17 protein-coding genes and 1 tRNA gene are annotated in these 17,596 nt (G+C 45.8%); 5 read left to right on the forward strand and 13 right to left on the reverse strand.

Going from position 1 to position 17,596, the window contains the following annotated elements:
* Positions 1-477: MEDS domain-containing protein (locus QHH00_07600; GenBank protein ID MDH7509244.1), on the reverse strand; the 477-nt coding region annotated here is incomplete at its 3' end.
* A 74-nt stretch (positions 478-551) separates the two neighbouring features.
* Here QHH00_07600 and QHH00_07605 point away from each other — a divergent pair.
* Positions 552-2,735 (forward strand): MBL fold metallo-hydrolase, encoded by a 2,184-nt coding sequence (locus QHH00_07605; protein MDH7509245.1) that lies wholly within the window; start codon positions 552-554, stop codon positions 2,733-2,735.
* Complete coding sequence (locus QHH00_07610) at positions 2,719-3,183, forward strand: DUF3795 domain-containing protein (GenBank protein ID MDH7509246.1); 465 nt, start codon at positions 2,719-2,721, stop codon at positions 3,181-3,183. Before QHH00_07605 ends, QHH00_07610 begins: the two co-directional genes overlap by 17 nt.
* Here the strand turns inward: QHH00_07610 and QHH00_07615 are convergent.
* The 4 genes from QHH00_07615 to QHH00_07630 are packed head-to-tail and all read right to left on the reverse strand — an operon-like array spanning position 3,177 to position 6,989.
* Positions 3,177-4,091, reverse strand: coding sequence for a molybdopterin-binding protein (locus tag QHH00_07615; GenBank protein MDH7509247.1), 915 nt, complete (start codon positions 4,089-4,091; stop codon positions 3,177-3,179). The genes QHH00_07610 and QHH00_07615 overlap by 7 nt on opposite strands.
* The gene (locus QHH00_07620; protein ID MDH7509248.1) at positions 4,081-4,893 is read right to left on the reverse strand and encodes a hypothetical protein; all 813 of its coding nucleotides are present in this window, start codon (positions 4,891-4,893) and stop codon (positions 4,081-4,083) included. Before QHH00_07620 ends, QHH00_07615 begins: the two co-directional genes overlap by 11 nt.
* Before the next feature lie 7 nt (positions 4,894-4,900).
* Positions 4,901-6,361: a hypothetical protein gene (locus QHH00_07625; GenBank protein ID MDH7509249.1), complete on the reverse strand. Its 1,461-nt coding sequence runs from the start codon at positions 6,359-6,361 to the stop codon at positions 4,901-4,903.
* Position 6,362: 1 nt separating this feature from the next.
* Entirely contained in the window at positions 6,363-6,989 is a 627-nt protein-coding gene (locus tag QHH00_07630; protein ID MDH7509250.1) for a 4Fe-4S binding protein, read from the reverse strand.
* A 254-nt stretch (positions 6,990-7,243) separates the two neighbouring features.
* Between QHH00_07630 and QHH00_07635 the strand changes: the two genes are divergently transcribed.
* Positions 7,244-8,080 (forward strand): hypothetical protein, encoded by an 837-nt coding sequence (locus QHH00_07635; GenBank protein MDH7509251.1) that lies wholly within the window; start codon positions 7,244-7,246, stop codon positions 8,078-8,080.
* A gap of 79 nt (positions 8,081-8,159) precedes the next feature.
* On the forward strand, positions 8,160-9,218 hold the full coding sequence (locus QHH00_07640) for a carbon-nitrogen hydrolase family protein (GenBank protein MDH7509252.1): 1,059 nt from the start codon (positions 8,160-8,162) through the stop codon (positions 9,216-9,218).
* A gap of 151 nt (positions 9,219-9,369) precedes the next feature.
* Here QHH00_07640 and QHH00_07645 read toward each other — a convergent pair whose 3' ends face one another.
* The 3 genes from QHH00_07645 to QHH00_07655 form a co-directional block, all read right to left on the reverse strand.
* Entirely contained in the window at positions 9,370-9,921 is a 552-nt protein-coding gene (locus tag QHH00_07645) for an HD domain-containing protein (protein MDH7509253.1), read from the reverse strand.
* Between the two features lie 290 nt (positions 9,922-10,211).
* Entirely contained in the window at positions 10,212-11,171 is a 960-nt protein-coding gene (locus QHH00_07650; GenBank protein MDH7509254.1) for a calcium/sodium antiporter, read from the reverse strand.
* A 239-nt stretch (positions 11,172-11,410) separates the two neighbouring features.
* Positions 11,411-12,286 (reverse strand): mechanosensitive ion channel, encoded by an 876-nt coding sequence (locus QHH00_07655; GenBank protein ID MDH7509255.1) that lies wholly within the window; start codon positions 12,284-12,286, stop codon positions 11,411-11,413.
* Between the two features lie 737 nt (positions 12,287-13,023).
* Here QHH00_07655 and QHH00_07660 point away from each other — a divergent pair.
* On the forward strand, positions 13,024-13,716 hold the full coding sequence (locus tag QHH00_07660; GenBank protein MDH7509256.1) for a TIGR00266 family protein: 693 nt from the start codon (positions 13,024-13,026) through the stop codon (positions 13,714-13,716).
* A 181-nt stretch (positions 13,717-13,897) separates the two neighbouring features.
* On the opposite strand, the gene QHH00_07665 is transcribed toward QHH00_07660, so the two are convergent.
* The 5 genes from QHH00_07665 to QHH00_07685 form a co-directional block, all read right to left on the reverse strand.
* Complete coding sequence (locus tag QHH00_07665; protein MDH7509257.1) at positions 13,898-15,367, reverse strand: MFS transporter; 1,470 nt, start codon at positions 15,365-15,367, stop codon at positions 13,898-13,900.
* 341 nt (positions 15,368-15,708) lie between these two features.
* Complete coding sequence (locus QHH00_07670) at positions 15,709-16,698, reverse strand: MFS transporter (GenBank protein MDH7509258.1); 990 nt, start codon at positions 16,696-16,698, stop codon at positions 15,709-15,711.
* The gene (locus tag QHH00_07675; protein MDH7509259.1) at positions 16,695-16,928 is read right to left on the reverse strand and encodes a hypothetical protein; all 234 of its coding nucleotides are present in this window, start codon (positions 16,926-16,928) and stop codon (positions 16,695-16,697) included. The genes QHH00_07670 and QHH00_07675 overlap by 4 nt, the downstream gene beginning before the upstream one ends.
* A gap of 207 nt (positions 16,929-17,135) precedes the next feature.
* Positions 17,136-17,210: transfer RNA gene (locus QHH00_07680), tRNA-Arg, on the reverse strand.
* 140 nt (positions 17,211-17,350) lie between these two features.
* A partial coding sequence (locus tag QHH00_07685) for an iron-containing alcohol dehydrogenase (protein ID MDH7509260.1) occupies positions 17,351-17,596 on the reverse strand: 246 nt, incomplete at its 5' end.

Here is a 17,596-nt window from a genome sequence, read left to right on the forward strand (position 1 = left end):
AGAACAGAGAGCGATCATCTTCCTGCCAGTCATCAATTCATGAATGACCCTTTCGTTTTCTGCAACTTCTTCGAACCCCTTCCCTTCCACGCTTTCAACTGTAATCGATATCCTTATTCCCTCGAAATCCCTGAGCAGGCATGAATCCATTTTGCCTTGGATGTATCGTCGTAGATTTGCATGCGATGACAATCCTGGCTCCCTAACTTCCTCGTTGATCGTTTCTTGAGAAGTGACCTCGATCTGCCCATGCCTAGCAAAACCATCAAAACCCGAAAGATTATGTTGCAATACATGAACCATTTCCTCTTCAGAAGAACGGTTCTCCAATATCCACAGGCAGTATTGATTTCTCGTGAGGCCAGTGCCAATATATTGTGAAACAAGGTCAACAAATTCATTGCGTTCTTCATAAAATTGACAAATATGTGTTCCCCAACGCTTCGATTCAAAGATGTCTTTTATTGTCAAGGCCATAAACTCCAGCAAAAAAGAAAAATGCAGAACAGAAATATAGTGATTACGCAACGCATATCAGAAAGGGATGGGATGTGCGAAAGAGGAGGATTAGATTTTGGCTTTTCGTAATATCAATCATTTCCATAATAAGCGCAAGCTTCGCAAGTCTTTCAGCTGAAGGTCATCCAGACCGTATAGAAAGATTCGGTCTATTCGCAGCGACTGATCACTTCATTGTCTATTTTGTCCTCGCGGACACAAACGGCAAGAGCATTGTGGTTGGTGGGAGTGTTGATCTCGAAATACTAGACGACTTTCTGGTCTCCCTCTATAAGACGTCGTTCAGGGTTGAGGCAAATAATTTTTCTACCCATATCTTGCCAGATCATACATTTATCCATGGATATGTATGGCAAATACCATATACCGTGATTCAGAAAAGTGATAGCCGGAACGGAACTCTCACAGCAAACATTCGCTTTTCAAACGATGAAATTATCCTCGAGAGAAGTTGTAGCGATGTTCCATTTCCAGATGCTCTCAGGGCACCAAACAAGCCTCCAGTACTGAAACTCGATGCGCCAAAGATTTCATGGTGTGATGTCGTAACCGAATTCAGCGCTTCTTCTTCCTACGATCCTAACCTCAATACTATGGTTTTCCATTGGAGTTTTGGGGATGGCCAGAATACAACTGGATCTAGCATTGTCTCACATTCCTACCGATTCCCTGGGGATTATCAAGTCAAACTGGTCGCAGAGGATTCCGAAGGCGGTCATAGCGAGGTGACTCATTCCATTAAGGTCGAGAACCCAGAAGTTATTTCCATTATCGAGAAGAGATTTGAAAATGCGAGCATGTCGCCATCTATGCGAACGCTTTGGCTCAATATTTTTTTAAGTAACAAGGCCCTAGAGCCGATACAAATTAACACTAGCGAGTTTTCCCTAAAAATCGATCATAACGAATTATATCGATGTCAATATCCTGAATATGGATTAGCAAGGGATCTAGACCCTTTCAAGAGGATTTCAATCGCCCTAAAGTTCGAGATCCCAGATGATAGGAAGCCGTACATTCTTATTTACAAGGACAGAGTTTTTGTCCCGATCGAGGGGACAACTCAAGAGAATCTGACAGTTTCATTTGTCGATGTCGGACAAGGCGATGCGATCCTCATCAAAACACCCGATTCAAAAACTGTTCTCATCGATGCAGGGCCCGACGAAAGAGCTGCGGAACTCGTCAATTATCTACATTCCAGAAATGTAACATCGATTGATGCTTTCATTCTGACTCATCCCGATGAAGATCATATCGGAGGGGCTGACGAAGTCCTCAGGAACTTCGATGTCTTAGGCGTCTATCATCCAGGATATGTCAAAGCAACAACAACATACAACAAATTTGCATCGGCGATGCTTGAAGAGGGGTGCCCGATCATCACGGACGAGACTATCGACCCGGGGGATCGAATTCCGATAAGCGGACTCGTTGATTTTCTCGTTCTTCACATCGACAAAGATGCGCCTGATTCCAACAGCGCAAGCATCGTCATAAAAATGTCATATTCCGAAGTAGATTTTCTACTAACAGGGGATATCGGAAATAATATCGAGAGAAAGCTTTTGGTCGACTTCCCCTCAGAATTAGACATCGAGGTCCTAAAAGTTGCCCATCACGGGAGCAAATACTCCACGTCAGATGAGTTCCTCGATGCGACAACACCGGAAATCGGAATCATCATGGTCGGAGCTGATAATCCTTATGGCCATCCCTCACCTGAAACGCTCGCGAGGCTATCAGACCACAATGTCACAGTCTTACGGACAGATATTGATGGGACAATAGCTCTTACAACAAATGGCATCAGTTTAGCAGTTTATTTCGAAGAGATGATTAATATCGAAGAGGACTTGAATGATTCACTACCCATAAAGTCTGAATCAGTGAAGACCATTGAGATGATCGAAGTTGCAATTTCATCGCAGTTCGCAGAAAATGGGCCCGAATGCACTACTGGACAAGAAAGTCAATATAGAGAAGGGGCAGAAGCTACCTTCCAGGAAAAATATACGATAATCACCGTCTCACGGTACAGAACTGGGTCAAATGGTCCGTGCCTTAGCCTAAAGGATTCGGCGGCAAGTGTCCCTTTCTCACGTTCGTTTGCGACCCATTCTCTCTATGACATTGGTGAAGACCGCATCATTTCGAATGACCGAAAGGTCTTCAATCAAGATCGCATATGGATAATTAATGGTCAGCGATTCTGATCTAGATCATGTCGCCTACTGCGGTCTCTATTGTGGTCTCTGCGCCCAGAGAGCTGAAGTACCGGTGAGATCGAAAGCATTGATCGAGATTTTGCACGACGAAGGATTTGATGATTTTTATCAGTACGATCCAGAGATGAGGGAATCCTTTCCGCCGTTCTGGAACTTTCTGCAAAAGCTCGCATCATTTGATTGTTCCTGTAGACGCGACTTCGGGGGGCCACCAGATTGTCCAATAAGAAAGTGTGCGAGAGAGAAGAGGATCATTGCTTGCCCCTTGTGTGAGAGCTTCCCATGCCAACACATCGAGAAACTCGCAAAGCGGTACCCACTCCTCATCGCAGATGGAAAGAGAATGAAGGAGATAGGACTCGAAAATTGGATTGAGGAACAAAAGGTGAGAGCGCTCCGCGGGTTTCGATATTCTCTTGTCAGATATCCTCACTGACCTACTTGATGCCTCCGGTGACCATCCAACTTAGTGTTTTGTACGTATCTTTCCCTGAGTGCTCTGGCGATCTCAGCAGCAATTCCATACTTATTTTCTCCCCTCTTGATACATGATATAAGAATTTCCATCAGGATTTCCACTTCTTCGTGTGGACCAGGGAGGGTCACGAGGAGGCTTTCTCCGACTCGTCCTGTACCAATCCTCACGCCGTCTTTTGCATGTCTACCCATCCCTTTCTCATATTTTGCGACATAGGGAGTTGCAGCATGAGGATCAACCCTCTTCAGCGCTTCGACTGTGCAATCTTTCGACTCTGCACCTACACCACCAGTTGTAATCACGACCCCGTAACCCGCGTCGATCGCGCTGTTGATCGCGGTAGCGATCTCATCGACATCGTCATTTAGCGCATTGCCAATATCGACGCAGAACCCCTCTGCCTCAAGACGAGATTTGATGTAAGGGGAGTTCGTATCCCTGATCGTACCTTTTTTGACTTCTTCCCCCGTCGGAAAAACGATGCACCTCTTTCTGATTCTGCTCGTGATCTCTTCAACCATTTCGGTCGACTTTTGAAGGGCTTGCTTTGCAATTTCTTCGTCGAGATCGATGAACCCGAGAATTCCCTCTGAATGAATGCTTGTTTTTTCCGATACATTTATTCCGGGCACATTCGAAAGAGCACGGAGCAATTCCGCCCTCTTTCCGAAAATACGCTCTGCCTCAATCTCCTTCCTTAAAATATCCAAGGCCAGATGATTATCTGAAACGTCGGTCACAAGAATTTCCTCTCTGCTCAATCCCAAGACACTCGCAACGGCTGCGGCAGCCTCACCCAAATTCACATCATCGAGCTTCACATTTCTTATCCATAGTTCCGTCTTTCCCAGAAGATTAACCTTCATTTGAAGCCACACTCACATCAAATTTGATATCCAACATCGGTGCGTCGATCAGAGCCCTACCAATATCAAGAATGTCCACACCAGTTTCCGCAAGTTTGGGAATCTCCTCTAATTTGATCGCTCCTCCAAATGCGACCTTGACTCGATCTCTCATGCGGGCCTTTTTGAGTGATTCAATAACCGCAACCAGGTCCTTTATTTCCCCCGTATCCACCATAATAATCGCCGCACCATGATTCACCGCTTCTATAGATTCATCTGAGATAACCCCAGTTTCCCCCCTTATCTGCACGACTTTAATTCGGTCTGCGAAACGCGAAGCGGCCCTCAGAGCCTGAGAGATACCACCAAAAATTCGGATATAATTCTTGTCTAAATACACAAACGGCTCTTCGCTAATCCTAATCCCAACACCCCCCAGTCTGAGTGCCTCTCTGATTTCTTCTTTGATCTGGATTGGCATTTTTTTCCAACCCCCAGAAACGATTCTAACCCTTTCCCCAGCAAGCCTTACCGCGTTCCGCGCAGCCGTCGCAACACCTGAGGTCTTGGCAATCGTACCGATCAGCTCATCCTCTGCAACCGATATCTGCTTTGGTGTGCCCTCGACGATCGCGATCGTTCCTTTGCAAGAAATCTCGTCTCCATCGCGCAATTTCACGTCAATAGAAACGCCAATCTTCGCCGCTGCCTGCGTCATCCGTCCAATCCCAACAACCACACCGCTCTCGTTTGCCCATATGCGGGCACTCACTTTTTTGTTAGGGACGTCTCCGAACAGCGAATCCCTGATGTCCTTCACTTTCGACTCACTTTGCCGCCAGGATTTCATTTGTTGCAAATGAGATTCCCCGCTGCTTGCACCATTTCGGCAGAAGCGTACCCTCGACCTCCCGATCGACGTCCGGGGCCATGTTGATCAGATCGAGGGCAAGCGACTTGCTCAAGTTGATTGCACCGGGTGCACCGTCGAAGGCAAGTATCTTGTCTGTGCCTGTGATTCGCATTGCCATTTCAATCGCTGATTCCAGATCCTCAGCAATGAGTGCATGTTTCATGAATTCCACGTTTTGTGGGTCTTTTCTGAAGACATCCGCTTGCCATTCGCCGACGACAATCGTCGGTATCTTCTTGGCCCAGAAGACACTAGGATAACCTCCCCAGGCGTAGTTGATGATGAGTGCTTTGATAGCCGGATTAATAGGGGCAACTTCTGGAATAATTGGCTTTTCATCCCTGCCATAGAACGATTCGGTGTACCATGTATAACCAGGAAGGGGGTTATCTAAATCGAAAATGTCGACGCTTGAAGCAGAAAAATTCGCAAAGATCATTCCCGCTGAAAACACGTAAGGAATCGGTGCCTGGAAATCAAGTACGGCGATGCACTCCCTGATTTTGCCAAGGAGCGTCAAAATCTTGCCATAATACCTAAAGTTATCGATCGCGATTCTTCGATCGAGCCTGAAAAGGTCGTTATCTGCATCGACGCCGATGATTCCTGCAGGTGTTGGTCGCAGGAATGTCGCGAACGTCCACTTCTTCTGTATAAATTGAGAGTTAAAGATCGCTCTTGCCGCGAAATTTGCGCCTCTAGGGCCTAGATTATGGTGATATGTAGACCGCGTTTCGATTCTTGCATACGACATGCCAAATGGCTTGACCGCTCTGTCAACATGCCTGTGAAAGTGTATCTCCCTGACATCGCTGTTGTGAGCGTGGACGATCCATTTCGCATCATAGCACTTTTTCAAACCATAGAGCGTCCCAATCTCCGTTTCGATCGCGATCCCCTCGTCGATTGGTGCAACGCCGATTGCCTTCCCATCGAAATACTCATCAAGATGGAATCGTTCGATGTACTCGTCCGATTCTCTAAATCTGAGACCGACACCAGCTCTGAGTCTGATGTCCTCGGCGCCTGTCTCCTCCACAATGAAATCCCTCGTCGCCTTGAGCATTTCGGCGTATGGCTCTCCGCCCAGGATCGTGAAGCCGTGATGAGAACCAAGGATATTAACCGAGTCGCCTGGCTTGATCATCGACATGTCGACCTTGCTGAGCGCTTCCTCCGTCGCCTCCCTCACAGTCGATATCCCTTTTTCGGAAGGGTACACCGCCTCTGGAAATCCTGAAAAAAGCTCTCTCACACCGATGGAGACCATGTTTTTCAGATCTGCCGCTCTGATCCGGATCATCGAGGGGTCGGGACCGTACCTAGACGGTTTAGGTGGGAGAGGTCTAACTGGAGCATGCAGTTCCGGTGACACGCTATTCACCCCCTTTTTCTGCCAAATCGAGGAGCTTCCTGAAAATCGCCTTGTCTTCCTCAAAATAAAATCCTCTCGAGGAGTATTCTTTGATCACTTCTTCCGGAATGTCCCAAAGTGTCGGCGTTAGACCGTACCACTGCCACCCTCCCTCAATAGGTTTCGGATCTTTCCCGGCGGCAATGAGCAAACGAAGAATCGGCTGAATGCATTCGACTTTACAGCCCGTTCTTGCCCCAACTGTCCTTGAGACCTCTTCAGGGGACGAGGCCCCGTGAAGAATCGCCGCAGCAACCTCCTCCGCCCTTGTCCCCGTGCAGAAACATACGACCTGCTCAGGGTGCAGCCTCGCTTTCAGGCATAGCTCCTTGATCTTGATTCTGTCGACTGATTCGACATCAATTGCCAAAACCCTCGGATGGCTAAGATCTTTCAAGCTGACAGCTCTAAACCGGCATCTTTCAGAGCATGCGCCACAACCAACGCATGTGTCCAAATCGACTTGCGCCTTCTTCTTTCCGTCAATTTTCGTGACTCTGATTGAAAGCGTTGGACAAACCTTTTCACACGTCTGGCAACCAGTGCATTTGGAGGCATCCACCTCCGCGTACATATTGACGACTCTCACAAATTCTCCTCCTGAGCTTTATCGCATCCCCGCAGTAGGAGTTGCGATCGTTTCTTGCATTTTCAGCTAACTTCTTTTGCTTCAATCCGTCTTGATAAATCATACCCCCGAGCGGATATTAATGTTCTGATTGATTTTGAAGAAAAGAACAGATTCATTGTGAAAACTTCATTACTTGTTCAATCGATTGCGCTGATAAGTGGCGGGATTCAATATGACCCTCGGATATGTTACGCGCTAGCAGGTGAAGAGCCATGCGAGCAGCACTCCTCCTCGATCTAGATGAAGTTAAGTTCATTGAACCGAGCTTTGACAGGCTCATCGAACCGCAATTCACCAATGATCTAGTCAATCTCCCATCGACGAGGGGACGATTGGTCATTAATGAAAATGAGTGGCCGATCGCCGTTGCACTAGAAACGGATGACGGGTGGGTTGCTGGGAGCTTCACTTACAGAAATGTCTCGGAAGAACTCCTTGATAAACTCGAACAAATCGATATTGAGATTTACCAGGAAAGACAATCCGAATGGGAATCAGCTGTAAGGGAATACTATTCACTTATGTTGATGCGAAATACAGCGCCGGCCCTTGATGACTTCTCGCAGAACCGTGTCGAGAATTTATTACAAATTATAAAGGAAGAGTGGGTAGACGTGAGGGGTAATGTTTGCCTTGATGCCGCGTGTGGTACAGGTATTGGTTCAATGGTTGCGAGAACGATGGGCATGGCAGTTATTTCGTTCGATAATGACCCTTCACTCCTATCTTGTGGTCTCCGTGCAGGTAGGTTACTACCCGAAGAAACAATGTGCATTGACGCGTCCCTTGCATCCAGATTCGTTAGAAGCGCAGGATACGGACTCATTCTTATGGCAGGGGAGATCACGCCATTTAATTCTCTTCTATGGAAAAGAATTGTTAATGAGATCCTCTCGCTGACGGAGCACACGATTATTACAACAGGGACTGAAAGAGAAGCCTCATTGATCAGGCAGTGGTCAGAAGAGAAGGGGAGGAAAGCGGAACTGTTTCAAAATGAGATGAGTGATTTTTACGATCAGTGGATCTGCAAAACGTGGAAAAGATAAGAGAAAAATGATTTCGTATCTCTGGTGAGGAAGGGAATAATACCTGATTTTCCATTATTTGAGCTCAGACGTGATACCAATGGAAGAGAAAGTCAGAGTTGCTGCAGCTCAGGTATCGCCAGTCTTTATGGATAAGGAGGCGACAATCGATAAAGCATGCAAAACAATCGAGATGGCTGGAAAGGCCGGTGCTAGGCTCGTTGTCTTTTCGGAAACATTCGTCCCTGGCTATCCATACTGGCGTGGTATTTTGCCGATTTCTAAATGGTCAAAGTGGATGGTAGAGTACCAGAAGAATTCAGTAGAAGTTCCTGGTCCTGATGTTGACCTACTATGTGAGGCCTCGAGAGAAGCAGCTATCATTACGGTTATGGGTTGCAGTGAAATGAGTGATGTGAAGGGGAGCTCCACGCTGTACAACACAATTCTGTTTATTAACAGCGATGGAAAGCTCCTCGGCCGCCATAGGAAGATTATGCCAACGCATGCAGAAAGGATGATCTGGGGGATGGGGAGTGCCGAAGACATCGCAGTGTTCGATACGCCGATCGGGAGGATTGGGGGTCTGGTCTGCTATGAGCACCACATGACGCTTCAAAAGGCTGCGATGGCAGCATTAGGAGAGGAAATACACTGCGCTCTATGGCCTGGTTGGTGGGTTATGGAACATCACCCAGGGGATAAGAGAAGATGGAAGGATGGAGATCCCCCTCACTCCTGCGATATCGAACATGCAATCAGAGAATACGCGTTCGAGAATCAAGTTTTCGTGATCAGCGTGGGCCAGTATATTCCTGACGACGTGATGCCTCTGGATTGTAGGGATTTTAACGTCGCTGCAGGTGGGAGCTTCATAGCAAATCCAGCAGGAGTCATCATGGCAGGCCCTGTTTTTAACAGGGAAGAGATCCTCTACGCCGACCTGGCAGCGGAGGATAGGGGGCTGACGAAAGCTTACTTTGATACCCTCGGCCACTACTCGCGTCCAGATCTCTTTAAATTTGAAATCAAACGGGGCGAATTTAGTGGTAATGGTTTTGCGCGTTTTTCGCAAGGCCAAGATAGCATGGATGGGACTACAGCTTCACGCCAATCCAGTAAACGGGTTGGAACAAAAAAGAGAGGACATCGAGAATAAATAGAAAACCTTGTGGGGCGCACATCAACCCGAGGATAAATTAACCCCCAGAGCAAGAAAAGAATGCTCCAGATCCATATATTGCTCAGACGCAGTAGAACGAGTCTGAGCACATTCGGGGACATTTCTCAGAGACTACCACGACAAGTTGCTAAAGTCCCAGTTCCTCATGCACTCTTTTCATTCCATTCAGAGCAATTTGCAGGCACTGGTCGATAGGGAGGCACAATTGTTCACACATTGCAATCCTCTCCCTACTTACATTTCTGGCGAAGTCCTTTGATCTATATTTCTTGAGAAGCGTTTCTAATTTCACCTCCTCGAGCTTTTTCGATGGCATAACTAGCGCACATGCGACGATTAGACCCGAGGCGGCATCAGATGCGATAAGAGCTTTCTTGAGTTTATTATCTGGCATAACAGATGTGTACTCGTAGTTGTGAGCCAAAATCGCGTTGATGATTTCCTCATCAACGATTCCTTGGAGCAGCTCTTTTGCTTTAAGAGTGTGATTTGAAGGAGTATCACATGTCTCAAAGTCGATGTCGTGGAGAATTCCCGTCACCTCCCATTTCAAAGGATCTTCTCCGAGATTCGCCGCCAACTCCCTCATGATTGCACCGACCGCTGTCATATGCTTCAGATTGTTATCTTTCAATATATATTTCCTTACCAGCTGGATTGCGTCGTCCCTTGAGATCATTCATATGCAATATCATCGAGCGAGTAATTAACCTATCCTCCCGCGACGAATACCCTCTTCGCAAATGGCTGGAACACCCATGAGATTCCAAATTTCTTTTCCAGCCTACATGGACTTTCTTCAAAATTTTGAATCAAAGAAGACGGAAGTGCCAGTACCTAGGAGTTCTTAAATAGATAGGGTAAGATCCAGTTTGACTTTGCATAATTCCATGTCCATATGCTACAATAATGTGCTAATGGCTGAAGACAAAAATATAAACCAATGATTCCAAAAAAGACTTGAATACATTAGTCGAAGGTAAGATTGATGGCCAGAAAGATCCCATATAAGAATAAAAGCATAGCACCATATCTTCTATTGATGCCTTCGTGGCGTTTTAACACGAAGAATACTAAAATTGTGAACAAAACGAGCGGAATGACGCCTGTGACCAATAACATTTTGGTGAGCGGCAGGTCTTGAAAGATTCCCCCCATTCCTGCAACGACGAGCGTGTTGAAAATAACAGAGCCGAAGCTGTTTCCTAACGCGATGTCCGTTCCCTTCTTGAAAGCAGCGATGATGCTCACCGTCATTTCGGGGAGGGTGGTTCCAATGGTGACAATCGTAAGGCCGATGAGAAAGTTGCTGACCCCAAGAGCATTCGCAAGATCCACAGCAGAATCAATTGAGACTTGCGACCCAATAAGCAGGATCAGAAGCCCTATTAGCAGTACAAGCACACTTCTCGAAGGCTTGGGGCATGGAGCACAGATGTCTCTGTATTCCATGCTGATCGCGTCGCTTGGCTTCTCTCCCCTCATTGACACAATTAAGATAAGAAGTGCTAAAAAGAACAAGACGATCATCGATAATCCGTCAAGAAACGAAATTTGGCCATCAAGCGCAAGTGCTAGGAAGAGTACCGTACTTAAAAGTGCCACAAGCCCTTCGCGTCTGACCATTTCAAACCTTATGACTATAGGAGAGACAATTGCGCAGAGAGCTAGAATAAGAGTCACGTTCGATACATTCGCACCTATAACATTACCAAGAGAGACTGTTGATACACCCCGCAAACCCGACACAACGCCTAAGAAGAATTCTGGCGAGGATGTCCCGAAAGCAACGATGGTCGTTCCGATAATGAACGGTCTCACCCCGATTGCGTTGGCAAGCTTGGCTGCGCCATCAACGAGATATCTGCCTCCAAAATAGACGGCGGTAAATCCAGCGAAAAGAAAGACAAAATTGTTAAGGACATCCATTGCAAGATTATGACATGCAGTGACCATTATTAATTCTGTTCGCTGTGTTGTTAGTTGGCAAGAATGTAGTTATCTTCGTAGCGGCTCGAGTGTTTCGTCGATTTGAGTCGCGATTCAAGATCAAGAAGGCATTCCGTAGAATGTAATAGGTGCACACTTGGCGATCTTCTCATGCTGCATAGAATGTTCAATACTTGCTCATCAGTGAAAAAAAATATATGGTTTATCACAAGATGGGATTAAATGTCGACGAGCTTAACGCCCTCTCTTTCAAATCTTTCGCGTAAATTTTTTAGAAAAGCCGAGATAATTTCATCCTTCTTGTTGATTTCCCTAATCCAAATTTTTACCGCCAGTTTCGTCCTTGTCCCCTGGATCTCGACAACATTGACCTGTGGATTGAAGAAAGTCATGTCGATCTTACCCTCAAATAATGTTCTAACACGGGGGAGTTCAAGTAGCTTGTTGATTCTTGATTTTTCTTCTCCGAACACGTGAGGTAAAATGAAATCATTCTTGTCTGCTTCATCCATCACGATTCTCGCGATGCGGTCGATATTTTCGTCCTTCGAAATCCACACGGGTACGGTTAAGGCCACAAAACCCCCCTTTGTGTAATTGATCAATTTATTTCCAATCAAGAAAGAATTGGGAATGTACAGAATTCGTCCGTCTAGGTCTCGCATGACCGTGTTGATGAGGTTGACATCTTTTACACGACATAATCCGGTGGCCGGCATGCCTCCAACTTCAACCCAGTCTTCAATTTCGAAGGGCTTCGTAATGGATATTAGGATACCAGCAAATGCGTTCTGTATAACCTGCTGCGATGCGAGGGCAACAGCAATACCAATGACACCAAGGGAGACAAGAAACGCTGAGATATCCAATTCGAGGATTTCCCAGAATCCGACGTAGAGGCCGAGGATGATAATTGAATATTGAGCGAGTTTTGCGATCATCTTCGAACGTTTCTTTGTGATTCTGATGTCAAGGATCCTTCTGATCAGGGCGTAGACGCTCTTCGCGAGAACGACTGACAAGACGAGAACAATAAAAAATGCGATGAGGTCAAGTACCGTCAGATTGCCGATAATCGGGTCGTCGAGGAACAATTCTTTTTGCCTCCATTATCTCTTCATTACATCAAAACATCGCCCGTAGTGCTCCTATATCAGCCTATAGGTCATTAATCGCTTCCCTTTTCAATCTTTCCGAATTTCACTAAATGGCTATCTTCAAGTAATATCATAAAGCAATTTCCAAAATACATTGGTAGCCAAAAAGGAACCCTTTCTGACGAATAATGATCCAGAATATCACGATGGAAATTCCACCTCCACAATCTTGTGATGAGAGACCGCTAATAAATGTTCGACCCGAGAACAAAACCTCTGCGCTTGACTGTCTATGTCGTCCTTTCAATACTGGCGAGTTTCCAAGCAAATATCACATGATCCATAGTCGAAACTCCAATTTCCTTCTGGAATGAAAAATTATTGACCGTGCAATGGGTCAATTCTAATTGGTACTTCGAGCTCATTGACTCGAAAAGAATTCTTTCGGGCCTGTTTATTTATAATGTATGGCACGGATACCAGAGTAATGGGAAGCAACTGTGACATAACATTTATTCGTTGATCCTGAAAATCTCACAGAAGATTATTCCTACGGGTCACCATGAAAATTGGGAAGAAAATGAACTTGTCTGTTTCGAAAGTCTCGTTTGAAAAGAAATCAAAATGTCGCAAAATCCCTGCATATAGTAAAATTCCATTCCGGCCCTGAACAAGAAGTTTAATTTATTAATAAAGAGCATAAATAGACCACGCCTAAATGGTGAGTGGTAAGTATGGAATATGAAGTGAAATACAAGCCGTCGTATTCGATGGTACTCATCAAGTTACAAGATGGGGAAACGGTCGTAGGCGAGTCTGGCGCGATGACGTATATGAGTTCAAATATCGAGGTGCATACGAGAGCAAGATCAGGAGTTTTTGGCTCTTTGGCTCTTAAGGTACTCGGCGGTCAATCGTTTTGGGTTACAGACTTCACTGCGAGAGGTGGCCCTGGGGAAGTCGCCTTCGTCTCCGCACCGATAGGCGATATAGAGCATCTGAAACTCAGTGGAATGAATGGCTGGATCATACGCAAAGAATCTTATGTCGCATCGTCCCCTACTGTTGATCTGGATGTCAAATGGGAAGGCTTTACAAAGGGCCTTTTTGGCCAAGGTCTATTTATGATAAGGGCGACCGGTATGGGTGATCTCTTCATCAACACATTCGGAGCGATCGATAGGCATGTTTTGAAGTCTGAAGAAGAACTAATCGTCGATAACTTTCATCTTGTCGCCTTCAGCGATTCGTGCTCCTATAAAGTTGAGAAATTCGGAGGCATCAAGGAAACCGTTCTGAGCGGAGAAGGACTTGTGACCCGAATAAGAGGTCCTGGTGAGGTCCTGATCCAGACTAAGAATCCGAGGGAATTTGCGGACTGGCTTTGGACACTCATTGAGCCACGCGTTCAATCAAGGGCACGTTGAGAATGCTCAATTGGCAAAGAGATCTTTTCGGCCGTTCTCGAAAGGGAAGCATCTACCCGTTGACCTAGCTGATGGGATCGTCTACCGTACGAGGCATAATCCACACTTCCATTTTTGGAAATCAGCAGATGGAATGCACCTCATTGCCATTGATAATGCCCACACATTCAAAATGACTTCTTCATTCCTTCTTTTCCACGATCGGACTTTTGCCAGAAGTTGGCTTTGCAGATTCCCTTAATAGGGAGAAAATGGCTCCAATAGCAGCGATCCCCGCGCATACTATGAAGGCAAGGCTCATTCCATTCACATAGGCGGCAGACTCTATCGCTACCTCAGAAGGGTTCGCACCAGCAAATAGATTGGTGACTACTTGAGAAGAAGCGACTGTCGCTATGACCGCGCCTGTCACTGCCAGACTCAGCGACATCCCCGTTGTTCTCATCGTTGCGATCATGCCTGAGGCCACGCCAAGATACTTTTTCCCGACGGAACCCATAACAGCACTTGTATTTGGGGCAGAGAAGAGCCCCATTCCACAACCAACGATCAACAAGTACGTGATGACAACCATCGGAGAGGAGTTAAGATTCAAGGTACTGAGCAGCAAAAGACCAATCACAATAACAAGCATCCCAGTGGTACTCAGAATTCTTGAGCCAATCTTGTCGGAAGCCCATCCGCTGATTGGAGTCAGAATCGTCATTGCAACTGGCGTGCTAAGAAGGACTAACCCAGCCTGCATGGGAGATAGCAGTAAGACTTTTTGGAGGTAGAAAGAGATCGTAAAACTAATTGCAAAAAATGCCGTATAATTCATTAAAGCAGAGATATTAGCGGCTGCAAACAATCTATTGTGAACGATGAGTGCAAGATTAAACATCGCACTCTCACCCTTTTTCACCTCTATTGGTACGAAAAGAGCAAAAGATGTAAACGCAAGAGTGAAAAGGGCGATAACAGGCAGCGATGTCCATCCAATCATTTCTCCAAAAGTCATAGCGATCAACAGGCTCACAAGTCCAATAGAAAACATTATCGCGCCGATGACATCAAATGGTTCTCCTGGCGAGCTCTTCTTACTTTCTTTGAGGTTTAAGAGGGACAAAAATATTACAAGAAGTCCGATCGGTATGTTTACCCAGAATATCGAGCGCCATCCAAATGTGTGGGTTAAAATGCCACCTAGGGTTGGGCCAATAGCTCCGCCAATATAAACGGCCATGATGTTTATTCCCAATGCCTTTCCTCGCTCATTGCTCGGGAAAACATCAGTAACGATCGCGGTGGAAGTCGAAGCTATAAACGCACCACCAGCTCCTTGCAGAATCCTGAAGAGAATTAGCTGGAGACCCGTTTGAGCTATGCTACAGAGAAATGACCCCAAAACAAAAATTGAAAACCCAGCTATGAAAATTGATTTCCTTCCGCGTATGTCCGACAATCTACCGATTATGAGAAGAAGTACTGCTAAAGTAACTAAGTAACCCGTCGGTACCCAGATGACGAGAGCATAGTCCATTTTCAATGTAGTAGTTATGGCAGGAAGAGAGACGCTCACAATTGAGCCGTCGAGCGGTGCCATCATGGCACCAATCGATGTGATAAATAGTACGATCCATTTGTATCGTCTGTCATGGTCGTCGACCATATTTCCGTCCACTTCCTTCCATTATTTCTCGCGGTGCACCTGTAACCATTTTACCTATCAAAAAATATCGTTTGGTTTCGCACTTCCCACGACCTAATTGCCAATATCAATCCATTATTAGTACAATGTCCAAAAGGGATTTTCCAGTGCAACCTGGGCCCATTAATTTGGAGCATTGCATAAACCGCTCTCAGATTCTCACAAAATCTCACTCCTGGAGAAGTGGTATGAATTGTTTCTTCAGCCAATAATCTCATATGCTTCAGAAGCGCCATCTTATTGAATTTAAGGCGGGGCCCACCCTCTTTCAAAGAAAAACAAAAAGTCCGCTGATTACACCATTAAATTGCAATTGGTTTAGAAGTCATTTTCCACTGAACGAAGACCCACGCACACACACAAACAATACCAATCGTTACGTTGAGTAAACCGATGATGAATACAGGATTGTTGTTTGTGAGAGAAACAATCATCATGCCAAAGCTGCCAAATATCAGACCGAAACAGTTGATTAATGCAGAGGCCGTGCCAGCGTTTTCACACTGCTGTTCGAGCATAAGATATGTGCCGCCTGGTCGCATGCAACTGCCCATCAAAGTTGCCGGGAACAATGTAATTGCAAATAATGTAGGACCGAGTGTGCCGAATGATGTGACAAACACTCCAGCTATAATTAAGGTTAGAAAACAAAACAAAATTATCGACTCACGCCGGTAATGCCGAGAGAGTTTAAGATAAAGAAGAGGGCCAGAAATCATACCCATTGCATTGAAGGCGAAATAAATGCTAAATAGCTGCGGCGAGAGGTTAAACACCCCTTCGTAAATATAAGAAGAAGCGGCAATAAAAGCAAGAAAAGGGATACTAGCGCATGAAAAAACAATGAGAAGTGATGTAAAGCCAGGACTCTTGAGAGCGACCCCCAGCTGACGCAATGATTGTAACACGGTGCCTGAATAGCGGCGCGGGATCGTTTCCTCGAGGAGAAATGCACCTACCATCGAAATGAAACCGATGAAGGCTAAGGCCAAAAACAACGCACGCCAGGACAAGTAGGAAAGCAGGATAGCGCCGATCAAAGGAGCAATTGTAGGGGAAATGATCACCATTGATTGGACAACCGCTAGAACCGACTCTCTTTTCCTCCCAATATACAAATCTTTGACCATAGCTGTTGCAACAGCTGATGACGCACTCCCCCCAATGGCCTGACAGATGCGAGAAAATATCAAGACATAAATATCCCACGAGAGGGAACAAGTAATACTAGAAATCACATAAATCAAAAGACCGGAGAGAAGGATTGGTCGGCGGCCATACTTGTCGCTCAATGGCCCCCAAAAAACAATCCCACACTGAAAAAGATGAAGAACGGAATCAGGGTTAAGTTGGTCAGGTACATTGACACGTGAAAGTATTCGCCCATAGTGGGCAGAGCAGGGAGATAGAGATCAGTCGACAGCGGGACGAATGCAGATAACAACGCAATGAGGCCAATTAAGCCCTTGTCGCCAAGGTACTTCTGCTTGGCCCGGTTCGTTGAAACGATTGAATCATCCAATCCGATGCACCTTCACAGGAATTGATCAGACGAGATTGACGATGAGCAAATTCCGCGATGCGACCCGCAATGCCTAAACAAGCAATAATAGTATTGATATCATCGACCGATGAGGAAATGAGATGACCGATACGCAGTCCGCCGACTCTCGCAAAGCAAAAGGACCTAGATGAACTTGAATGATGGATTTTCACATCCGAGAAGAGGCGGGCCCGTGGGGATTCGAACCCCAGTCTTTGGCTCCGAAGGCCAAAAGGATAATCCAGACTACCCTACGGGCCCATCGAAGGTATCACGTCACCCCCTGATAAGTATTTGTTTGTTATGCAGCGGAATTCAAACGGCATAGCTGAATGCTCATTCGACTTAAAAAATAGGAGATTGCATCGAAATATCAAAAATGCAAGATGATCAGAATTTCATCATCCAACTCGCAAGACCGTGCTATAAATTCTGCTGAGATCGCTCTTTCCAACTTTCCTCGGATTTGCAGGAAGGCAGCTGTTCTTCAATGCGTCATTGACGAGTATCTCAAATTCGTCCTGGCTGATTTCTAAATGATTGAGATGATGAGGGATACCGACATCAGCTGACAATTCCCTGACTGCGTTGACAACGCTATTCGCAGCATCTTCGATAGAAGAGTTACAGTTCTCAACAGCGTGTAT

Source organism: Methanomassiliicoccales archaeon (assembly GCA_029907465.1).
In the GTDB taxonomy this organism is placed as follows: domain Archaea; phylum Thermoplasmatota; class Thermoplasmata; order Methanomassiliicoccales; family JACIVX01; genus JACIVX01.

Bases quoted from the DNA above. Each gene is read 5' to 3' on its own strand.
- QHH00_07610 (MDH7509246.1), top strand. From the start codon at position 2,719: ATGGTCAGCGATTCTGATCTAGATCATGTCGCCTACTGCGGTCTCTAT.
- QHH00_07615 (MDH7509247.1), bottom strand. From the start codon at position 4,091: ATGAAGGTTAATCTTCTGGGAAAGACGGAACTATGGATAAGAAATGTG.
- QHH00_07635 (MDH7509251.1), top strand. From the start codon at position 7,244: ATGCGAGCAGCACTCCTCCTCGATCTAGATGAAGTTAAGTTCATTGAA.
- QHH00_07640 (MDH7509252.1), top strand. From the start codon at position 8,160: ATGGAAGAGAAAGTCAGAGTTGCTGCAGCTCAGGTATCGCCAGTCTTT.
- QHH00_07645 (MDH7509253.1), bottom strand. From the start codon at position 9,921: ATGATCTCAAGGGACGACGCAATCCAGCTGGTAAGGAAATATATATTG.
- QHH00_07650 (MDH7509254.1), bottom strand. From the start codon at position 11,171: ATGGATGTCCTTAACAATTTTGTCTTTCTTTTCGCTGGATTTACCGCC.
- QHH00_07660 (MDH7509256.1), top strand. From the start codon at position 13,024: ATGGAATATGAAGTGAAATACAAGCCGTCGTATTCGATGGTACTCATC.
- QHH00_07665 (MDH7509257.1), bottom strand. From the start codon at position 15,367: ATGGTCGACGACCATGACAGACGATACAAATGGATCGTACTATTTATC.